This is a genomic window from Kitasatospora sp. NPDC088160, from assembly GCF_044741445.1.
GTDB lineage: Bacteria > Actinomycetota > Actinomycetes > Streptomycetales > Streptomycetaceae > Kitasatospora.
Window position 1 is genome coordinate 62,304 of record NZ_JBIUSS010000009.1, and the last position, 17,602, is coordinate 79,905.

The 17,602-nt window shown below is 75.1% G+C and carries 13 protein-coding genes; 12 read left to right on the forward strand and 1 reads right to left on the reverse strand.

Annotated features, from left to right (window positions below; translation table 11 throughout):
• Positions 1–284 precede the first annotated feature (284 nt).
• The 5 genes from ACIOGZ_RS15600 (at position 285) to ACIOGZ_RS15620 (ending at position 3,407) form a co-directional block, all read left to right on the forward strand.
• Positions 285–1,067 carry a type II secretion system F family protein gene (locus ACIOGZ_RS15600; protein WP_363627807.1) on the forward strand — a complete coding sequence of 261 codons (783 nt, stop codon included), beginning with the start codon at positions 285–287 and terminating at the stop codon, positions 1,065–1,067.
• A gap of 17 nt (positions 1,068–1,084) precedes the next feature.
• Positions 1,085–1,855, forward strand: a complete 771-nt coding sequence (locus ACIOGZ_RS15605) for a type II secretion system F family protein (protein ID WP_363627806.1) — start codon at positions 1,085–1,087, stop codon at positions 1,853–1,855.
• A gap of 139 nt (positions 1,856–1,994) precedes the next feature.
• A complete protein-coding gene (locus tag ACIOGZ_RS15610; protein WP_350882009.1) occupies positions 1,995–2,267 on the forward strand; it encodes a DUF4244 domain-containing protein in 273 nt (90 codons plus the stop codon).
• Between the two features lie 292 nt (positions 2,268–2,559).
• Positions 2,560–2,919: a TadE family type IV pilus minor pilin gene (locus ACIOGZ_RS15615; RefSeq protein WP_400803943.1), complete on the forward strand. Its 360-nt coding sequence runs from the start codon at positions 2,560–2,562 to the stop codon at positions 2,917–2,919.
• Positions 2,907–3,407, forward strand: a complete 501-nt coding sequence (locus ACIOGZ_RS15620; protein WP_400986174.1) for an Rv3654c family TadE-like protein — start codon at positions 2,907–2,909, stop codon at positions 3,405–3,407. Before ACIOGZ_RS15615 ends, ACIOGZ_RS15620 begins: the two co-directional genes overlap by 13 nt.
• A gap of 57 nt (positions 3,408–3,464) precedes the next feature.
• Here ACIOGZ_RS15620 and ACIOGZ_RS15625 read toward each other — a convergent pair whose 3' ends face one another.
• Entirely contained in the window at positions 3,465–5,924 is a 2,460-nt protein-coding gene (locus tag ACIOGZ_RS15625) for a DEAD/DEAH box helicase (protein ID WP_400986175.1), read from the reverse strand.
• A gap of 221 nt (positions 5,925–6,145) precedes the next feature.
• Between ACIOGZ_RS15625 and bldG the strand changes: the two genes are divergently transcribed.
• From bldG to tmk, 7 genes are all read left to right on the forward strand, one after another.
• Complete coding sequence (gene bldG / locus ACIOGZ_RS15630) at positions 6,146–6,487, forward strand: anti-sigma factor antagonist BldG (RefSeq protein ID WP_049659132.1); 342 nt, start codon at positions 6,146–6,148, stop codon at positions 6,485–6,487.
• Positions 6,488–6,653: 166 nt separating this feature from the next.
• Positions 6,654–7,073 (forward strand): ATP-binding protein, encoded by a 420-nt coding sequence (locus ACIOGZ_RS15635; RefSeq protein WP_350882018.1) that lies wholly within the window; start codon positions 6,654–6,656, stop codon positions 7,071–7,073.
• 418 nt (positions 7,074–7,491) lie between these two features.
• A complete protein-coding gene (locus tag ACIOGZ_RS15640) occupies positions 7,492–8,214 on the forward strand; it encodes a hypothetical protein (RefSeq protein ID WP_363623087.1) in 723 nt (240 codons plus the stop codon).
• A gap of 124 nt (positions 8,215–8,338) precedes the next feature.
• Positions 8,339–9,871 (forward strand): methyltransferase, encoded by a 1,533-nt coding sequence (locus ACIOGZ_RS15645; protein WP_400327006.1) that lies wholly within the window; start codon positions 8,339–8,341, stop codon positions 9,869–9,871.
• A 195-nt stretch (positions 9,872–10,066) separates the two neighbouring features.
• Entirely contained in the window at positions 10,067–10,525 is a 459-nt protein-coding gene (locus tag ACIOGZ_RS15650; RefSeq protein WP_400803925.1) for a DUF3592 domain-containing protein, read from the forward strand.
• Positions 10,526–10,915: 390 nt separating this feature from the next.
• Positions 10,916–13,798, forward strand: coding sequence for a type I DNA topoisomerase (gene topA / locus ACIOGZ_RS15655; RefSeq protein WP_400986178.1), 2,883 nt, complete (start codon positions 10,916–10,918; stop codon positions 13,796–13,798).
• Positions 13,799–14,034: 236 nt separating this feature from the next.
• Positions 14,035–17,547, forward strand: a complete 3,513-nt coding sequence (gene tmk / locus ACIOGZ_RS15660) for a dTMP kinase (RefSeq protein ID WP_400986180.1) — start codon at positions 14,035–14,037, stop codon at positions 17,545–17,547.
• Positions 17,548–17,602: the final 55 nt, after the last annotated feature.

Below are 17,602 nucleotides of genomic sequence, written 5' to 3' on the forward strand. Positions count from 1 at the left end.
GCTGCTCGGGGCGTGGAACAGGAAAGACCGACGACCGGGAGGTTCCTGACGTGATGGGTGATCAGAGCTCTTTCTGCTGGGCATTGGTGCTGTGCCTGGTGGCCCTCGCTGCGTGGCGTGCGGTGCAGCAGCAGCTGCCGGGTGGGCGGCGGTACAGGCTGGTGCTGGCCGGCAGCGGGCCCCCGCCCGTTCCGGTGCCGGGCCCGCCGGCGGTGACTGCGGGGCGCGCTCGGTCGCGACCGTCCGACTGGCGGGCGACCGAACTGTTGCTCCTGCCCGCGGGGTTGGCCGTCGGGCAAGCGACCTCCTCGCCGCTGCCGGTGCTCGCCGCCGGGCTGGCCGTACTGCCGCTGCGGCGGTGGCGGCTGCGGCGGCGCGTGACGGCGGAGGCCGGGCGGCGGGCGGCCTCCGTGGTGGAGCTCTGCGCAGGGCTGGCAGGGGAGTTGCGCAGCGGGGCGACGCCGGAGCAGGCGTTGCACCTGGTCACGGCCCGCCTCGCGGCCGACCCGGACGGGCTGCGCAGGCTCGGCGAGGAGCCGGTGGCGCGGCTCGCGGCGGGCCGGTACGGCGGGGACGTGCCCGCCGCGCTGCACCTGCTCGCCGAACTGCCGGGCGGGAGCGGCGCGTCGGCGATCGCGGCCTGCTGGCGGGTCGCGTCCGACAGCGGGTCGGGGCTGGCCGTCGCGCTGGACCGGGTGGCGGAGGCGTTGCGCGGCGAGCGGGCGCTGGCGGAGGAGATCGCTGGGGAGCTGGCGGGCCCGCGGACCACGATCGCCGTCCTGGCCGCTCTGCCGGCCGCCGGGTTGCTGCTGGGGGCGGCGCTCGGGGCCCGGCCGGTGGGCGTCCTGCTGCACACGCCGGCCGGGCTGGGGTGCCTCGCTGCGGGGGCGGCACTGGAGGGGCTGGGCGTGCTCTGGACAGCGCGCATCGTCCGGGCGGCGGCCCAGGGCGCCTTGGAGGCGCCCCGGCGGGCTGCCGGGGTGCGGGGCACTGGTGGCGGCGGGAGCTGCGGGCTCTCACGGGTACGGGCGCGGGTGCGGACACGGGCGGAGGTGGTGTCGGGGTGAATCGGGGAGTCGGGTGGGTGGTCGTCGGGGCTCCGGTGGTGGTGGCCGGCGTGGTGCTGGTGTGCGGGTGGGCGCGACAGCGGCGGGCGCTCGGCCGGGTGTTGGCGCGGGTGTCGCCGGGGGCGGGGGTGGGGGCGTCGGCTTCTGGTGGTGGTGGTGGTGGCGGCGGTGGCGGGCGGTGGCGGCCCGTGGCCCTGGCGGTGGGCTCCGGGGCCGGCGCGGCGGTGCTGCTCGGCGGCGCCGTCGGGGTGGTCGTCGGGGCGCTGCTTGCGGCGGGTGTGCACCGGTGGTCGGCCCGGGTGCGGTCCCCGACGGAGCGGCGGGCGGTCCTGGAGGAGGAACTGCTGACCAGGCAACTCCCGCTGAGTGCGGAGCTGTTGGCGGCCTGCCTCGGTTCGGCGGCCTCACCCTCGGCAGCGGTGTCGGCGGTCGGCCGGAGCGTGGGGGCACCGATGGGGCCCCGGCTGGTCGCGATCGGTGCCGAACTGGCCCTGGGCGCACCGCCGGAACTGTGCTGGAGCCGTCTGGGCGAGCAGCACCCGTCGCTGGCCCCGCTGGCGCGCTGCCTGGTCCGGACGAGCCTCGGCGGGGCTCCGGCGGCCGGGCCCTTGATCGGGCTCGCGCAGGGGCGGCGGACGGCGGCAGCCCGGGCGGCCCACGCCCGGGTCCGCCGGGCGGGGGTGCTCGCCACCGCTCCGCTCGGACTCTGCTTCCTCCCGGCCTTCGTCCTGATCGGCGTGGTGCCGGTCGTCATCGGCCTCACCACCCGCTTCGCGCAGGGCGGTTGAACGAGGGCCGCGCCAAGCGGATCGGCGGCGGATCCGTGGGCAGCGGCGTCGGCGGCAGCCGCGTAGACGGCACCGGGGGCATCGGTACGGCGGGGGCATCGGTATTTCGTATTTCGTATTTCGGAGACAGGAGAGATTCATGACCGCAGTGATCGCAACGAGGCCCGGCAGCGGGCTCGCGCTCCGGCACGCGCCCGGGGTATGGCGGCGCAGGAGCCGCTGGGCGGCCCGCCGGATGCGCGGGATGGCCCGGAGCCGGGGCCGGTCGGACGCCGGGATGACCACGGCGGAATATGCCGTCGGCACCTTGGCCGCGTGTGCCCTCGCGGCCGGGCTGTACAAGGTGGTGACCAGCGCGACCATCATGGGGGCGCTGACCGATTCACTGGAACGGGCGCTTCATGCGACCTAGCGACCGTCCACGAACTCCCGCCTGCGCGGCGGCGTTGGGGAGCGGGTCTCGTCGCGTTGCCGTAGGCCGCCCGGCGGCCCCCGGCCTTCGGCCGGGAGGTGCCCCCACCGCGTCCTGCCCCTCCGCCGCCGTTCGGTGCACGCACCCCGACGCCGCCGCGCACCGCCTCCGGGCGGATGGCGTGAGGCCGAGGGCTCACCCCGGCCTGGCGGCGGCACGTGGTGGTGGGCGGGCGTGGTCGCTGCGGCCGGGCCGGCGCGGCGATGCGGGCTTCGTCACGGCGGAGACCGCGGTGGCCCTGCCAGCGCTCGTCCTGCTCGCGGCGATGCTGATCTGGGGCGTGCTGGCGGCGGCCGCGCAGATCCGCTGTGTGGACGCGGCCCGGGTCGGGGCCAGGGCGGCCGCACGCGGGGAGGCGGACGCCGCCGAACTCGCCCGCGCGGCCGCGCCGCCGGGGGCTCAGGTACGGGTGGTGATGGCGGCGGAGGTGGTGCGGGTGGAGGTGGACGCGCCGTGCGGGGCGCCGGGCAGGCTCGGCGGGCTGCTCGCGGTACGGCTGGGCGCGACCGCGGTGGCGGCGCGGGAGGACACCCTCGTAGGGGTCACGGGAAGTGCGGGAATCGCGGGAGGTGGTGGTTCATGGCCGGCCTGACCGGGGTGCGGTCAAGGGCGCGGCGGTGGGCGAGAACGCGTACCGCCCGGGTGGCCGCCGTCGGCGGGCGCGGGCCGGACGCCGGTTCGGCGACGGTCTGGCTGCTCGCCCTGGCGATGCTCGGCACGGCGGTCTTCGCCGGGACGATCGCGGTCGGAGCGGTGGTCGCCGCGCGGCACCGGGCCGAGTCGGCCGCCGACCTGGCGGCGCTCGCGGCCGCGGACCGGCTGCTGCTGGACCCGGACGGCGGGTGCGGGCGGGCCGAGGGGATCGCCGCCGCGCAGGGCGCCGGCCTGGTGTCCTGCACGGTGGACCGGACGGGGGACGCCGTCGAGGTGGTGGCCGAGGTGACGGTCAGTGGGCTGCCGGCGCGTCTGCCGGTCGGTCCGGCGCGGGCGAGGGCGCGGGCCGGGCCGGTGCGGGCCGCGGTCACCGCCGCCGAGGACGGCCTCGGCGGGTCGACCGGCGGGTCGGCGGCGGGCTCATGAGCCGGTCGGCGGCCCAGCGTCCGCGCTCGGCTCGGGCTTCGCCCCGGAGTTCGTCTCCTAGTCCTTCTCGGAGTCCGTCCCGTGGTCCGCTTCGGAGCTCGCTGAGGGGCCTGTGGAGGGGCCTGCTGAGGGGTCCGCCGTCCCGGAGCCTGCCGTCCCGGAGCCTGCCGTCCCGGAGCCTGCCGTCCCGGAGCCTGCCGTCCTGGGGGCGCCGGCCAGCAGGACGTCCAGCAGTTGGACGGCCGCGGCCTTGTCCAGCGGTTCGTTCCCGTTGCCGCACTTGGGTGACTGGACGCAGGACGGGCAGCCGCGCTCGCACTCGCAGGAGGCGATCGCCTCGCGCGTGGCCGTCAGCCACTCGACGGCCCGCTGGAAGCCGCGTTCGGCGAAGCCGGCCCCGCCCGGGTGGCCGTCGTAGACGAACACGGTGGGCAGTTCGGTGTCGGGGTGCAGCGGGACGGAGACGCCGCCGATGTCCCAGCGGTCGCAGGTGGCGAACAGCGGCAGCAGGCCGATCGAGGCGTGTTCGGCGGCGTGGGCGGCGCCGGGCAACTGGTCGAGCGGAAGGTCCGCGTCCAGCAGCTGGTCCTCGGTGACGGACCACCAGACCGCGCGGGTGCGCAGCGTGCGGGGCGGTAGGTCGAGCTTGCTCTCGCCCATGATCTCCCCGGTGGAGATCCGCTTCCGGAGGTAGCCGACCACCTGGTTGACCACCTCCACCGAACCGAAGCTGAGCCGGCCCTCGCCCCAGGCAACGGTGGTGTCGGTGTCGAGCACGGAGATGGAGGTGATGTCGCGGGCGGCCGTGGTGTACGGCGGGTCGGCCGGCTCGACCAGGGCGACCGAGTTCTCCAGGTCGAGTTCCCGGACCAGGAAGGTGCGGCCCTGGTGCAGGTGGACGGCCCCGGTGTGGACGGTGGTGTGGGCGGCCGCGGCGTCCACCGTGCCGAGCAGTCGGCCGGTGTCGGCCTCGACGATCTGCACCGGGCTGCCGCCGCTGCCGCGCAGGTCGACGGCGTCGGCCGCGCGTTCGCGGCGGGTCCAGTACCAGGAGCCGTCGCTGCGCCGGCGCAGCAGGCCGCGCCGTTCCAGGACGAGCAGCAGCGGTGCGGTGGAGGGGCCGAACAGCTCCAGGTCGGCGTCGGTGAGCGGGAGTTCGGCGGCTGCCGCGCACAGGTGCGGCGCGAGCACGTGGGGGTTGTCCGGGTCGAGCACGGTGGCTTCGACGGGCGCCGCGAACAGCGCCTCCGGGTGGTGCACCAGGTAGGTGTCCAGCGGGTCGTCCCGGGCGATCAGGATGGCCAGCGCGCCCTGGGCCTCGCGGCCCGCCCGCCCGGCCTGCTGCCAGAGCGAGGCCCGGGTGCCGGGGTAGCCGGCCATCAGGACGGCGTCGAGGCCGGAGACGTCGACGCCGAGTTCGAGGGCGGAGGTGGAGGCGAGTCCGAGCAGTCGGCCGGTGTGCAGCGCGCGTTCCAAGGCCCGGCGTTCGTCGGCGAGGTATCCGCCGCGGTAGGCGGCCACCCGGTCGGCGAGCGGTCGGCCGAGCTGGTCCTGGGTCTGGAGGGCGACGAGTTCGGCGGCCCGGCGGGAGCGGACGAAGACGACGGTGCGGGTCTGGCGCTCGACCAGGTCGGTCAGCAGGTGCGCGGCCTCGGCGGTGGCCGTGCGGCGGACGGGCGCGCCGTGTTCGCCGACGTTCTCGGTCAGCGGCGGCTCCCAGAGGCCGAAGACCATCGGCCCGCGCGGCGAGGCGTCCTCGGTGACCGCCCGGGCGGGCAGGCCGGTCAGACGCTCGGCGGTGGCGGCCGGGTCGGCGGTGGTGGCGGAGGCGAGCAGGAAGGTGGGTGACGAACCGTATCGGGCGCAGACGCGGCGCAGCCGCCGGAGGACCTGGGCGACGTGTGAGCCGAACACGCCCCGGTAGCTGTGGCACTCGTCGACGACCACGTAGCGCAGCACCTTGAGGAAGGAGGCCCAGCGGGCGTGGGCGGGCAGGATGCCGCGGTGCAGCATGTCCGGGTTGGTGAGCACGTACGAGGCGTACTGGCGGACCCACTCGCGTTCCTCGGGCGGGGTGTCGCCGTCGTAGAGGGCGGGTCGGACCCGGGGCGGGGCTAGTTCGGCGGCCCGGCGGCGCTGGTCGGCGGCGAGCGCCTTGGTCGGGGCGAGGTAGAGCGCGGTGGCGCCGCGGCCGTTGCGGGCCTCGGTGCCCTCCAGCAGGTCGCTGAGGACCGGGGCCAGGTAGCCGAGCGACTTGCCCGAGGCGGTCCCTGTGGCGATCACCACAGTCTGACCGCTTTTGGCCAGTTTCATCGCTTCTGCCTGGTGCGCCCAGGGCTGCTCCACGCCGACGGCGAGCGCGGCGGCCACGATCTCGGGCCGGATCGACTCGGGCCACGGCGCATAACGCGCAGGTCGGGCGGGAAGGTGCTCCGTATGGGTGAGCCGGTCGGACCGCCCCCGGCTGGTGGACAGGGTCGTGAGCAGTGCCTCGGGCAGGCTGTGTCGGGGCGGCATGAGGACCCAGTGTGTCACCGGCGTGACGGAGAATCGTCGTAAGCCATCGTGCGGGCATGGTCGCAGGTGGTTGAATGTGGCCGTGACGGCCGGATGGCCGTGGGTCGCAGCGCCGAGGCTTGCCACGTGTGGCTGGGCGCGCCCGGGCTCGCGACCATGCGGTGGCGGCCGGCCGGCCGAGGATCGCACATGACGTAGCAAGGCAAGGTGCTGGAGGTTCCGTGGACCTGTCCCTGTCGACCCGTTCAGTCGGCGATCGTACGGTCGTCGAGGTTGGCGGCGAGATCGATGTGTACACCGCCCCGAAGCTGCGGGAGCAGCTGGTCGAGCTCGTCAACGACGGCAAGTACCACCTCGTCGTCGACATGGAAGGCGTTGACTTCCTCGACTCGACCGGCCTCGGTGTGCTGGTGGGCGGTCTGAAGCGGGTGCGTGCCCACGAGGGCTCGCTGCGCCTGGTCTGCAACCAGGAGCGCATCCTGAAGATTTTCCGCATCACCGGCCTGACCAAGGTCTTCCCGATCCACACCTCGGTGGACGACGCGGTCAACGCGACCGACTGACGCGGCCGGGCCGGCCCGTGCCCGTGGAGGCCGGCCCGTTCGTCCCACGCGTCCGGGGTGCCGGGGCCTGCGGGCCCCGGTGCTTCCCCGGCCGCCCCGGGGCCGGTTCCGCCGGCCCGCAGGGGCCGCATCGTCGGCCCCGGTCGGAGCACCCCGAAGGGGAGAGATGGCAACCGTCGAACTTCGATTCAGCGCGCTTCCGGAGCACGTGCGAACGGCCCGGCTGGTCGCCGCGGCCGTCGCGAGACGGGCCGGGGTCGACGAGTCGGTGCTCGACGAGGTACGGCTCGCGGTCGGTGAGGCCTGCTCCCGCGCGGTCGGCCTGCACCAGCGCGGCGGCATCGGCGGCACGGTCCGGGTCGCGTTGACCGACCAGGAGAAGCGTTTCCTCATCGAGGTCGAGGACGAGGCCGGCCCCGCCGCCGTCCCGGCCCCCGGCGCCGCCGAGGAGGCGGACCCGGACGAGGACACCCTCGGCCTCGCGGTGATCACCGGCCTGGTCGAGGACCTGGAGGTCACCAACGGCACGGACGGCGGCCTGATCCGGATGAGCTGGCCGGTCTCGGTCGAGTCCGTGGTGGTCTGAGGGCCCCGACCTTCGGGGTGCCTCGTGCGCCCCGGGTGGTCCGGGTGTCGGTCCAGTCCTCCGGGACGCGTTGACACGTTGTTGAACCTGGCGGTTCGTTGCTTCCGGCACGACCGGGTCCGATCGGTGATCGGACCTGTCGTGACAAGGAAGGCGCTCCGGACCGAGCTGCCGATCAGCTCCTCGGTGAGCACCTGGGGCGAAGAGGTCTGCTTCGGCACGCCGGTCAGCGTGCCGCGCGCCGTCCGGCCCGGCCCGGCCCGGCTATCCGAACCGCCCGATCCGCGTCGAGCGCGCCTGAGCGGGGCCGGGCACCCGGTGGGGACAACCCGAGGTCCGGGAACCGGGCGCCAGTCGGCGGACATCGGCCGTGTAGGTTCGACGACCGAAGACGACCGAAACCGAAAGGCCTCTCCCGGTGAACAAGCGACTGCTGGCCGTACCCGTCCTCGGCGCGCTGCTCGCGTTCGGTGCCGTCGGCTGCGGCGACGACAACGGCAAGCAGCTGGAGTCCTGGGCGTCGAACGTCTGCGGCTCGGCCAAGGACCCGATCGTCCAGGCGCAGGCCGCGCTCGCCGACACCGCCCAGGTGAAGACCGGCGAGACCCCGACCGAGCTGCAGAAGCGGCTCTCGACGGACATCGGGCGGCTGGCCAAGACCAACCAGGACATCGCGGCGGCCATCACCGCGGCCGGGGTGCCCAAGGTGAAGGACGGCGCGAACCTGCAGAAGGACGCCGTCGCCGAGTTGACCAAGGCGGCCGACGGCTATCAGGACATCCAGAAGAAGCTGGACGCCGTGACCAACACCGACCAGTCGAAGTTCGCGGACGGCCTGCGCAGCATCTCGGACCAGATCCAGCAGCTGGCCTCGCTGTCCACGCAGGCGCAGGGCAAGCTGCAGCGCGGCGACCTCGGTGCGGCCATGGCCAAGCAGGACGGTTGCAAGCCCGCCGCCGCGGCCCCGGGCGGCGCGTCCGCCACCCCGAGCGCCGGGGCGCCCGGCGGGACGCCCGCGCCCGGCGCGACGGACGGCGCGAGCCCGTCGACCGCCCCCTCCGCGGGCACCGACACCACCCCGGCGAGCCCGCCCGCCGCCCCGCCGACCACCCCGACCACCCCCGTGCCCAGCGCGAGCTGAGCCCGGGGCCCGTCGGGCCGACCGCTCCGGCGCCGGTCCGGAGGGTGCCCGACCCCGCCCCCGACCCCCTCGACCCGCCCCGGACCCGGCGGCCGCCCGGTCCGGGGCGGGGGACAATGGCGGGGTGATCAGTAGCCCCGTTCTCGACCAGACCCGCCTCGCCAAGTTGCGTGAGGCGCTGCTCGCCGCCTCGTTCACCGCCGATGGCTGCCTCGACCTGCTCGGGCCCACCGGCTATGCGGCGTTGGCCCGTAGCGAGGCCGTGCCGGCGCTGCGGGCGACCAGGGGCGGCAGCCCGCTGGAGACGCTGGTCCGGCTGTTCCTGCTCCAGCAGCCGGTGCCGTACCGGGCGGCCGCGGCCGCGCTGCCGGTCGAGGACTGCCTGGCCGACGGCTGGCTGCGCTCCGACGGTGAACTGGTGCGGGCGACGGTGGACGTCCGGCCGTACGCCAACGAAGTGGCCGGGATGGACAGTTCGGACGCCTGGGTGGTGTCCGACCTGGGCTGCGCGGTGGGTGGCGCGGGCGGCATCGGATCCGGCGAGACCGCGCACGGGGTGGCCCGCAAGGACCTGGTGCTCGGGGTCGGCGGCGCGTCGACGACGCTGGCCAACATCACCGTGCGCCGTCCGGTCCGGTCCGCGCTGGACCTCGGTTCGGGTTCCGGCGTGCAGGCGCTGCACGCGGCCCGGCACGCCGGGCAGGTGACCGCCACCGACCTGAACCCTCGCGCGCTGCGCTTCTCCGAGCTGACCCTCGCGCTGTCCGGTTTCGAGCGGCGGGAGGCGCTCGCCGGCAGCCTCTTCGAGCCGGTCGGGGAGCGCCGGTTCGACCTGATCGTCTCCAACCCGCCGTTCGTGATCTCGCCGGCCGGCCGGTTCACCTACCGCGACGGCGGCATGGCCGGCGACGACCTGTGCCGCAGCCTGGTCCGCTCGGCCGCCGACCACCTGGAGCCGGGCGGCTACTGCCAGTTGCTCGCCAACTGGCAGCACGTCAAGGGCGAGGACTGGCACGAGCGGCTGGCCGGCTGGGTGGCGGGCACCGGGCTGGACGCCTGGATCGTCCAGCGGGAGGTCCAGGACGTCGCCCAGTACGCCGAGTTGTGGCTGCGGGACGGCGGCGATCACCGCGGTCCGGGCGGCGACTACCAGGCCCGGTACGGCGAGTGGCTGGACGCCTTCGAGGCGGGCCGGGTCGAGGGCATCGGCATGGGCTGGATCACCCTGCGGGCGAGCGGCGCGGAGCGTCCGACCGTCCGGGTGGAGGAGTGGCCGCACCCGGTGGAGCAGCCGCTGGGCCCGCACATCGAGGAGTGGTTCGACCGGCAGGACTTCCTGCGTTCGCACGACGACGCGGGCCTGCTCGCGACCCGTTACGTGCTGGCCGACGAGGTGGTCCAGGAGCAGGTCGGCGAGCCGGGCGCGGAGGACCCGGAGCACGTGATCCTGCGTCACAACCGGGGCATGCGGCGGGCCACCAAGGTGGACACGGTGGGTGCCGGTTTCGTCGGGGTCTGTGACGGTTCGCTGTCGGCGGGCGAGATCGTGGACGCCATCGCGCAGTTGCTCGGCGAGGACCGGGTGGTCCTGCGGGACCGGGTGCCCGAGTCGCTGCGGCTGCTGACCGAGCAGGGGTTCATCCGCCCGGCAGGCTGACCCGGCGCACCTGACCCGGCGCCCTCGGGGTGGTGCACCTGACCCGGCGCACCTGGCGGGGGCGGTCGGCGCCGGTTCACCTTCCCGTGCCCCCCGGTTCGTCCGGCGGTCTCCGGTCGGCCGCCGCGCGTTGGCCCCCTGCTGCGAGGCTCTGTCCACAGGCTGTGGACAGAGCTGGGGAGCCGGGGGCCAGGGGTGGACACGACGACGGCGACGGTGGGCGGGCTGGTGCTCGCCCTCTTCGGTGGCGTGCTGCTGCTCTGGTGCGCCGCCGAGGTGCGCCTGCGCCACCGGGTCCGCCGTTCGGGGGCGTCGGCGGTGGCCACGGTCGTGGCCGAGGACGAGGCGCACGGCCAGCTCGACAGCGCCCCGCTGCTCTCCTTCTCCGTCCTGCCCCCGGTCGAAGGAGCCGGGGCGGGCCGGATCGCCGAACTGGTGCTCACCCGTCCGCGCGGACACACCCCGCTGCGCCGTCCGGACCGCTTCACTCCGGGCGCCCCGGTGCGGATCTGCTACGACCCGCGCCGCCCGAGCCGGGTGGTGCTGGCGGCCGGGGAGGTCCGCCGGGCCGCCGTCGCCGACCTGCTGTGGAGCGTGCTCGGCATGGGCTGTCTGGCGGCGGGCGCCGGGCTGCTCGCGGTGGTCAACGGCTGAATCCGGGGCGTACGCCCGACCCCGGTCGGGCTCTCCGGGAACCGGTGGCCGGCGCTCTGGGGAGGCCCCGCCGCGGCCCTCCGCGGGGCCGTCGATATTCCGTTGACAGATTTTGAAATCCGTCATTCCATCCTCCGGAACCCGCCGAAGCCCCCCTCCACGGGGCGCGAACCTCCGTCATCGGGTTACCGTTCGAGTGGCGTCGGTGAGCCCGGCAAAGTGAAAACGCGGGATCCTTCCGTTTGACAAGGGTGGCCGGGGTACGGTCACACTCCGCTGGTGGGGTCGTCGTACAGCGGCAGCCCCGGGACGGTGGAGGGGTCGGGCGGAGCGCAGCCCGTGCTGCCAGCGCCGACCAGCCCACATAAGGACCGGGAGAGAAGAGCGAAGGTGTCCCCGAGCAGCGAGACCGCGCACGGACAGCGACTCGTCATTGTCGAGTCGCCGGCCAAGGCGAAGACGATCAAGGGCTACCTGGGCCCCGGCTACATCGTCGAGGCGAGCGTCGGGCACATCCGCGACCTCCCCAGCACCGCGGCGGAGGTCCCGGACAAGTACACCGGCGAGGTGCGCCGCCTCGGGGTGGACGTCGACCACGACTTCGCCCCCATCTACGTGGTCAACGCGGACAAGAAGTCCCAGGTCAGCAAGTTGAAGTCGCTGCTCGCGGAGTCCGACGAGCTCTTCCTCGCCACCGATGAGGACCGCGAGGGCGAGGCCATCGCGTGGCACCTCCAGCAGGTGCTCAAGCCCAAGGTGCCGGTGCACCGGATGGTCTTCCACGAGATCACCAAGACGGCGATCCAGGAGGCGGTGGCCAACCCGCGCGAGCTCAACCAGCGCCTGGTCGACGCCCAGGAGACCCGCCGCATCCTCGACCGCCTCTACGGCTTCGAGGTCTCGCCGGTGCTGTGGAAGAAGGTCATGCCGAAGCTGTCGGCGGGCCGGGTGCAGTCCGTCGCGACCCGGCTGGTGGTCGAGCGCGAGCGCGAGCGGATCGCCTTCCGCACCGCCTCGTACTGGGACCTGGTCGGCACCTTCGGCACCGGCCGCACCCCGGCTGACGCGGCCAACCCGGAGACCCTCGGCGCCCGGCTCTCCTCGGTGGACGGCAAGCGGATCGCCACCGGCCGCGACTTCGGCTCGGACGGCCGGCTGAAGGCCGGCAGCGCCAACACGCTGCACCTGGACGAGCAGGCCGCCCGGCAGCTGGCCGCCGCCCTGGAGCAGACCGCGTTCAGCGTCCGCAGCGTCGAGTCCAAGCCCTACCGCCGCTCGCCGTACGCGCCGTTCCGCACCACCACGCTCCAGCAGGAGGCCAGCCGCAAGCTGGGCTTCGGCGCCAAGCGGACCATGCAGGTGGCCCAGAAGCTGTACGAGAACGGCTTCATCACCTATATGCGCACCGACTCCACCACGCTGTCGGAGACCGCGATCTCCGCCGCCCGCGCGCAGGTCACCCAGCTGTACGGCGCCGACTACCTGCCGGACGCCCCGCGCACCTACGCCAGCAAGGTCAAGAACGCGCAGGAGGCGCACGAGGCCGTCCGCCCCTCCGGCGACCGCTTCCGTACCCCCGCCGAGACCGGCCTGACCGGCGACGACTTCCGGCTCTACGAGCTGATCTGGATGCGCACCGTCGCCTCCCAGATGAAGGACGCGGTCGGCCAGTCGGTGACCGTCAAGGTCGGCGGCGCGTCCGCGGACGGCCGTGACGTCGAGTTCTCCGCCTCCGGCAAGATCATCACCTTCCACGGCTTCCTCAAGGCCTACGTCGAGGGCGCGGACGACCCGAACGCCGAGCTGGACGACCGCGAGCGCCGGCTGCCGCAGGTCGTCGAGGGCGACCCGCTGGCCGCCGAGCAGCTCACCCCCGAGGGCCACGCCACCAAGCCGCCGGCCCGCTACACCGAGGCCTCGCTGGTCAAGGAGCTGGAGGACCGGGAGATCGGTCGCCCCTCCACCTACGCGTCGATCATCGATACGATCATCCAGCGCCGGTACGTGTTCAAGAAGGGGACGGCGCTCGTCCCGTCCTTCCTCTCCTTCGCCGTGGTCAACCTCCTGGAGAAGCACTTCGGCCGGCTGGTCGACTACGACTTCACCGCCAAGATGGAGGACGACCTCGACCGGATCGCGGCCGGCGAGGCCAAGTCCGTGCCGTGGCTGAAGCGCTTCTACTTCGGCGAGGGCGACGGCCACGCGACCGGCGGCGCCGCCGAGGCCGGCAACGGCGACGGCGACCACCTGGGCGGCCTGAAGGAACTGGTCACCGACCTCGGCGCGATCGACGCCCGGGAGATCAGCTCGTTCCGGATCGGGGACGGCATCACCCTGCGGGTCGGCCGCTACGGCCCGTACGTCGAGCGCGCCTCCGACGTCGAGGGCGAGCCCGGCCAGCGCGCCGACATCCCCGACGACCTGCCGCCGGACGAGCTCACCGTCGAGCTGGCCGAGGAACTGCTGGCCAAGCCCAGCGGCGACTTCGAGCTCGGCCCGGACCCGGTCAGCGGCAACATGCTGGTCGCCAAGGACGGCCGCTACGGGCCCTACGTGACCGAGATCCTGCCCGAGGGCACGCCCAAGACCGGCAAGAACGCGGTCAAGCCGCGCACCGCCTCGCTGCTGAAGACGATGTCGCTGGACGCCGTCACCCTGGAGGACGCGCTGCGGCTGCTCTCGCTGCCGCGTGTGGTCGGCGCCGACGCCGAGGGCGTGGAGATCACCGCGCAGAACGGCCGCTACGGTCCGTACCTCAAGCGCGGCACCGACTCCCGCTCGCTCACCAGTGAGGAGCAGATGTTCACGGTCACCCTGGAGGAGGCCCTGGCCATCTACGCCCAGCCCAAGCAGCGCGGCCGGGCCGCCGCCGCCCCGCCGCTCAAGGAGCTGGGCACCGACCCGGTCAGCGAGCGCCCCGTCGTGGTCAAGGACGGCCGCTTCGGACCGTACGTGACCGACGGCGAGACCAACGCCACGCTCCGCAAGGACGACGAGGTCGAGACCATCACGCCGGAGCGCGGCTACGAGCTGCTCGCCGAGAAGCGGGCGCGCGGGCCGGTGAAGAAGACGGCGAAGAAGGCCCCGGCCAAGAAGACGACCGCCAAGAAGGCGACGGCGACCAAGACCGTGGCCACCAAGACCGCGACCGCGAAGAAGACCGCCGCCAAGAAGACCGCGACGAAGGCGACGGCGACGAAGGCGACCGCGGCGAAGAAGACGGCGGCCAAGAAGACCGCCGTCGGGAAGGCCGCGGCCACCGACGAGGGCTGATCTCCTCCGGATCCTCCGACAGGGGCGCCGTCGGTGCCGTTGCCAGCGCCTTCGCCGGCGTCTCCGCCAGTGCCTGCCAGTGCCTGCCAGTGCTCACGGGCCCGCGACCCCACCCCGGGGACGCGGGCCCGAGGCCGGTCGGACGGTGTGCGCGGAACGTCACAACCCGGTGATGAGCGGGATCCGGAACCCCGTTCATCTCATTCCGGTCAACCTCAGCCCGCTACGCTGACCGTATGACGAGCGAGGAGCAGCCCACCCCCAGCGCCGCCCCGGCCGCCCGCGACGCCACGTCCGGGCTGCCCGAGGTCGCGCCAGCCGGGACCCCGGTCGACCGGGCTCGCGCGCTGCTGCGGACGCGCCCCTACCGGCGCCTGTGGACCACCCAGCTGATCGGCGGCACCGCCGACCGGCTCGGCCTGCTGGTGCTGCTCGCGCTCACCGTGATCGCCGTCGCCCTCGGCGGCCGGTTCGGCGACCTGCCGCGCAGCCTCGCCTTCGCCGTCACGGCGGTCCTCGCCGTCCGGCTGGCGGCCACCGGGCTGGTCGGCGTCGCGCTGCTCGGGCCGGTGCACCGGCTGGTCGCCGGCCGGCTGGACCGGCGCTGGACGCTGTTCGGCGCCGACGCGCTGTGCGCCCTGCTGATCGGCCTCGCACCCTGGTGGACCGTCTGGCTGGGCTCCGGCCCGAAGCCCTCCGTCGGCGCCGCCTACGTCCTGCTCGCCACGGTGTTCGTCACCGGTGCCGCCGAGCGGGTCCGGGGGATCGCCAAGGACGCCGCCGTCCCGGGCCTGCTGCCGCCCGCCGATCCGTACGCCCCCGCCGCCGAGCAGCGGCCCGCCGCCGCCCACCTGGACACCGTCCGGAGCATCGACCGCTTCACCGGCTGGGCCACCCTGCCGCTCGCGGCCGCCGGCCTGGTCGCCCTCACCCTGCTGAACAACATCGGCGCGGCGCTCGGCTCGGACTGGCTCCGGGCCCACCAGCTCACCCTCGCCGCGCTCGGCGCGGCCGGCCTGTTCGCCGCCTCGGCCGCCCGCGACTACCTCCAGCAGCTGCCCGTCGGCCCGGTGGCCGTCGCCCCGCACTCGCCGCTGCAGGGCCTGCGCGCCCCCACCGACGCCACCCCCGGCCCCGCGCTGAGCAAGGGCCGCACCGGCAGCGCCCCGTACTTCACCTTCGCCGTCGCCGCCGGGTACGCCTCGATGGCCGGCGTCGCCGCGCTCGCGCTGCTCACCGCCGCCGAGCACCGGGCCGGGCCGATCGGCTACGGCCTGCTGGTCCTCGCCGCCACCGCGGCGCCCGCCCTCGGCTCCCGGCTCACCCGGGCCACGCTGCCCGCGCTCTCGCGCCGCCGCCTGCTCGCGCTGGCGCTGCTCACCGAGGGCGTGGCGCTGATCCTGGCCGGGCTGGTGCTGGACTTCGTCCTCGTCCTGGCCCTCACCGTGCTGGCCGGCCTCACCGCCGGGATCGTCGTCTCCGCCGGGCGCACCCTGCTCGGCCAGGAGGTCGAGGAGGCCCGGCTGCCGAAGGTCACCGAGCACCTGTACGCGGTGCTGCGGGTCGTGGTCGGCGCCGCGCTGGTCGTCGTCCCGCTGATCGCCGCGGCGTACGGGGACGTCGAGTACGGCACGGTCGAGCCCGGCTCGTTCACCTTCATCCACGGCGGCGCGGCTCTCGCCGTCGCCACCTCGGGACTGCTCACGCTCGTCCTCGCCGCCGTCGTCCTGCTGCGGACCGACGACCGGCGCGGCACCGCGCCCTTCGGCCGGGACCTGGTCGACGCGGTGCGCGGCGCCGTCGGCCCGGCCCCGCGCCAGGGCGCCGGCACCGGCTTCTTCATCGCCCTGGAGGGCGGCGACGGCGCCGGCAAGTCCACCCAGGCTCAGGCGCTCGCCGAGTGGATCCGCGGCAAGGGGCACGAGGTCGTGCTCACCCGCGAGCCCGGCGGCAGCCCGGTCGGCCAGCGGCTGCGCGGCCTCGTCCTGGACGTCGGCAACACCGGCCTGTCGCACCGCGCCGAGGCGCTGATCTACGCCGCCGACCGGGCCGAGCACGTCGAGAACGTCATCCGGCCGGCCCTCGCCCGCGGCGCCGTGGTGATCACCGACCGGTACATGGACTCCTCCATCGCCTACCAGGGCGCCGGGCGCGACCTGGCCGCCACCGAGGTCGCCAGGATCTCCCGCTGGGCGACCGGCGGGCTGCTGCCCGACCTGACCGTCGTCCTGGACGTCGACCCGACCAGGGCCCGGGAGCGCTTCACCGAGGCGCTCGACCGGCTGGAGTCCGAGCCCACCGAGTTCCACCAGCGGGTCCGGGCCGGCTTCCTCGCCCTCGCGGCCGCCGACCCGGCGCGCTACCTGGTCGTCGACGGCAGTCAGGCCCCCGGCTTCGTCACCACCGCGATCCGGCACCGGCTCGACCGCGAGCTGCCGCTCTCCGAGCAGGAGAAGGCCGCCCGCGCGGAGCAGGAGCGGCTCGCCCGCGAAGAAGCCGAGCGCCGCGCCGCCGAGGAGGCCCGCAAGAAGGCCGAGGCCGAGGCCGCCGAGCGCAAGCGGCAGGAAGTGCTGGCGCAGCTGCGGGCCGAACAGGCCGAGCAGGAGCGGCTGGCCAAGGAGGAGGCCGAGCGGGCCGCCGCCGAGGCCCGGCGCAAGGCCGAGGAGGAGGCCCGCCGCCGGGCGGAGGAGGAAGCCCGCCGCCGCGCCGAGGAGGAGGCCAAGCGGAAGGCCGAGGAGGACGCCCGGCTGGCGGCGGAGGCCGCCGAGCGCAAGCGCCTCGCCGACGAGGCGGCCGCCCAGGCGGAGCTCCAGCGGCAGCGCGAACTCCAGCGCGAGGAGCAGCGCCGCCGGGCGGAGGAGGCGCTGCAGCGGGCCGAGGAGGCCCGGCTGGCGCAGGCCGCCGCGCTCGCGGCCGCGGCTGCGGCGGCGCAGACGACGGCGGATCGGGCGGCGGCGGGTTCGGCGGGCCTGGCGGGTTCGGCCGGTCCGGCCGGTCCGGCCTCAGGCTCGGCTGCTGGTCAGGCTGCTGGTTCGGCTCCTGGTGATGCCGTGACCACCGAGCTGCGGGCCGTCCGGGACGTCCCGGGGGCGGGGTCCGTGGGCACTCCCGGGCCCGGTGGGACCGACGAGGCGACGCGGGAGCTGTCGCTGCGGGACAGCCGGGCGGCCGTCCGGGCGGCGGAGGCCGCCGACGAGACCGCCCAGCTGCCGGTCGTCCCGTCGACCGCCGTGGACGAGACGGCCGTGCTGCCGAAGATCACGGAGGAGGCGGACCGGACCGCTGTGCTGCCGCGGATCGAGCCGGGGCGTCCGGCGCCGGAGCGTCCTGTGTCGGAGCGTTCTGTGTCGGAGCGCCCGGCACCGGGCCGGGTGGAGCCGGGCCGTGCGGGGGCGGGTCGTACCCAGGCGGGCCGTACCGAGGACCGGGTGCCGCCGGGGCTGTGGCGCGAGGAGCCGGTGGACAGCACCCGCGAGCTGCCGGTGGTCGGCGACGAGCCGCAGCCCGCCGACGAGTCGCAGGCCACCGCCGAGCGACCCCGGCCGGAGTGGGCCGAGGAGACGCCGATGGACGACCTGCCGAGCCTCACCGACACCCTGCTCGGCTCGCGTGACGAGTGGTCGCGCTGGAATCACGGCGGCCCAGCCCCGCAGGACCCGCGTGGCGGCCAGGACCGGCCCGCCCCCGGGGGCGACCAGGGCGAGGGCGGCGGCAAGGGCAAGGGCCGTCGCTGGGGCCGTCGGGGCTGACCTCGGGCTGCGGCGGTACGGACGCCGGCAGGACAGCGGTACGGACGACGGGCGG

Excerpts from the sequence above, each read along its gene's own strand:
- ACIOGZ_RS15610 (WP_350882009.1), top strand. The coding sequence starts at position 1,995 with ATGACCGCAGTGATCGCAACGAGGCCCGGCAGCGGGCTCGCGCTCCGG.
- ACIOGZ_RS15620 (WP_400986174.1), top strand. The coding sequence starts at position 2,907 with ATGGCCGGCCTGACCGGGGTGCGGTCAAGGGCGCGGCGGTGGGCGAGA.
- ACIOGZ_RS15625 (WP_400986175.1), bottom strand. The coding sequence starts at position 5,924 with ATGCCGCCCCGACACAGCCTGCCCGAGGCACTGCTCACGACCCTGTCC.
- ACIOGZ_RS15635 (WP_350882018.1), top strand. The coding sequence starts at position 6,654 with ATGGCAACCGTCGAACTTCGATTCAGCGCGCTTCCGGAGCACGTGCGA.
- tmk (WP_400986180.1), top strand. The coding sequence starts at position 14,035 with ATGACGAGCGAGGAGCAGCCCACCCCCAGCGCCGCCCCGGCCGCCCGC.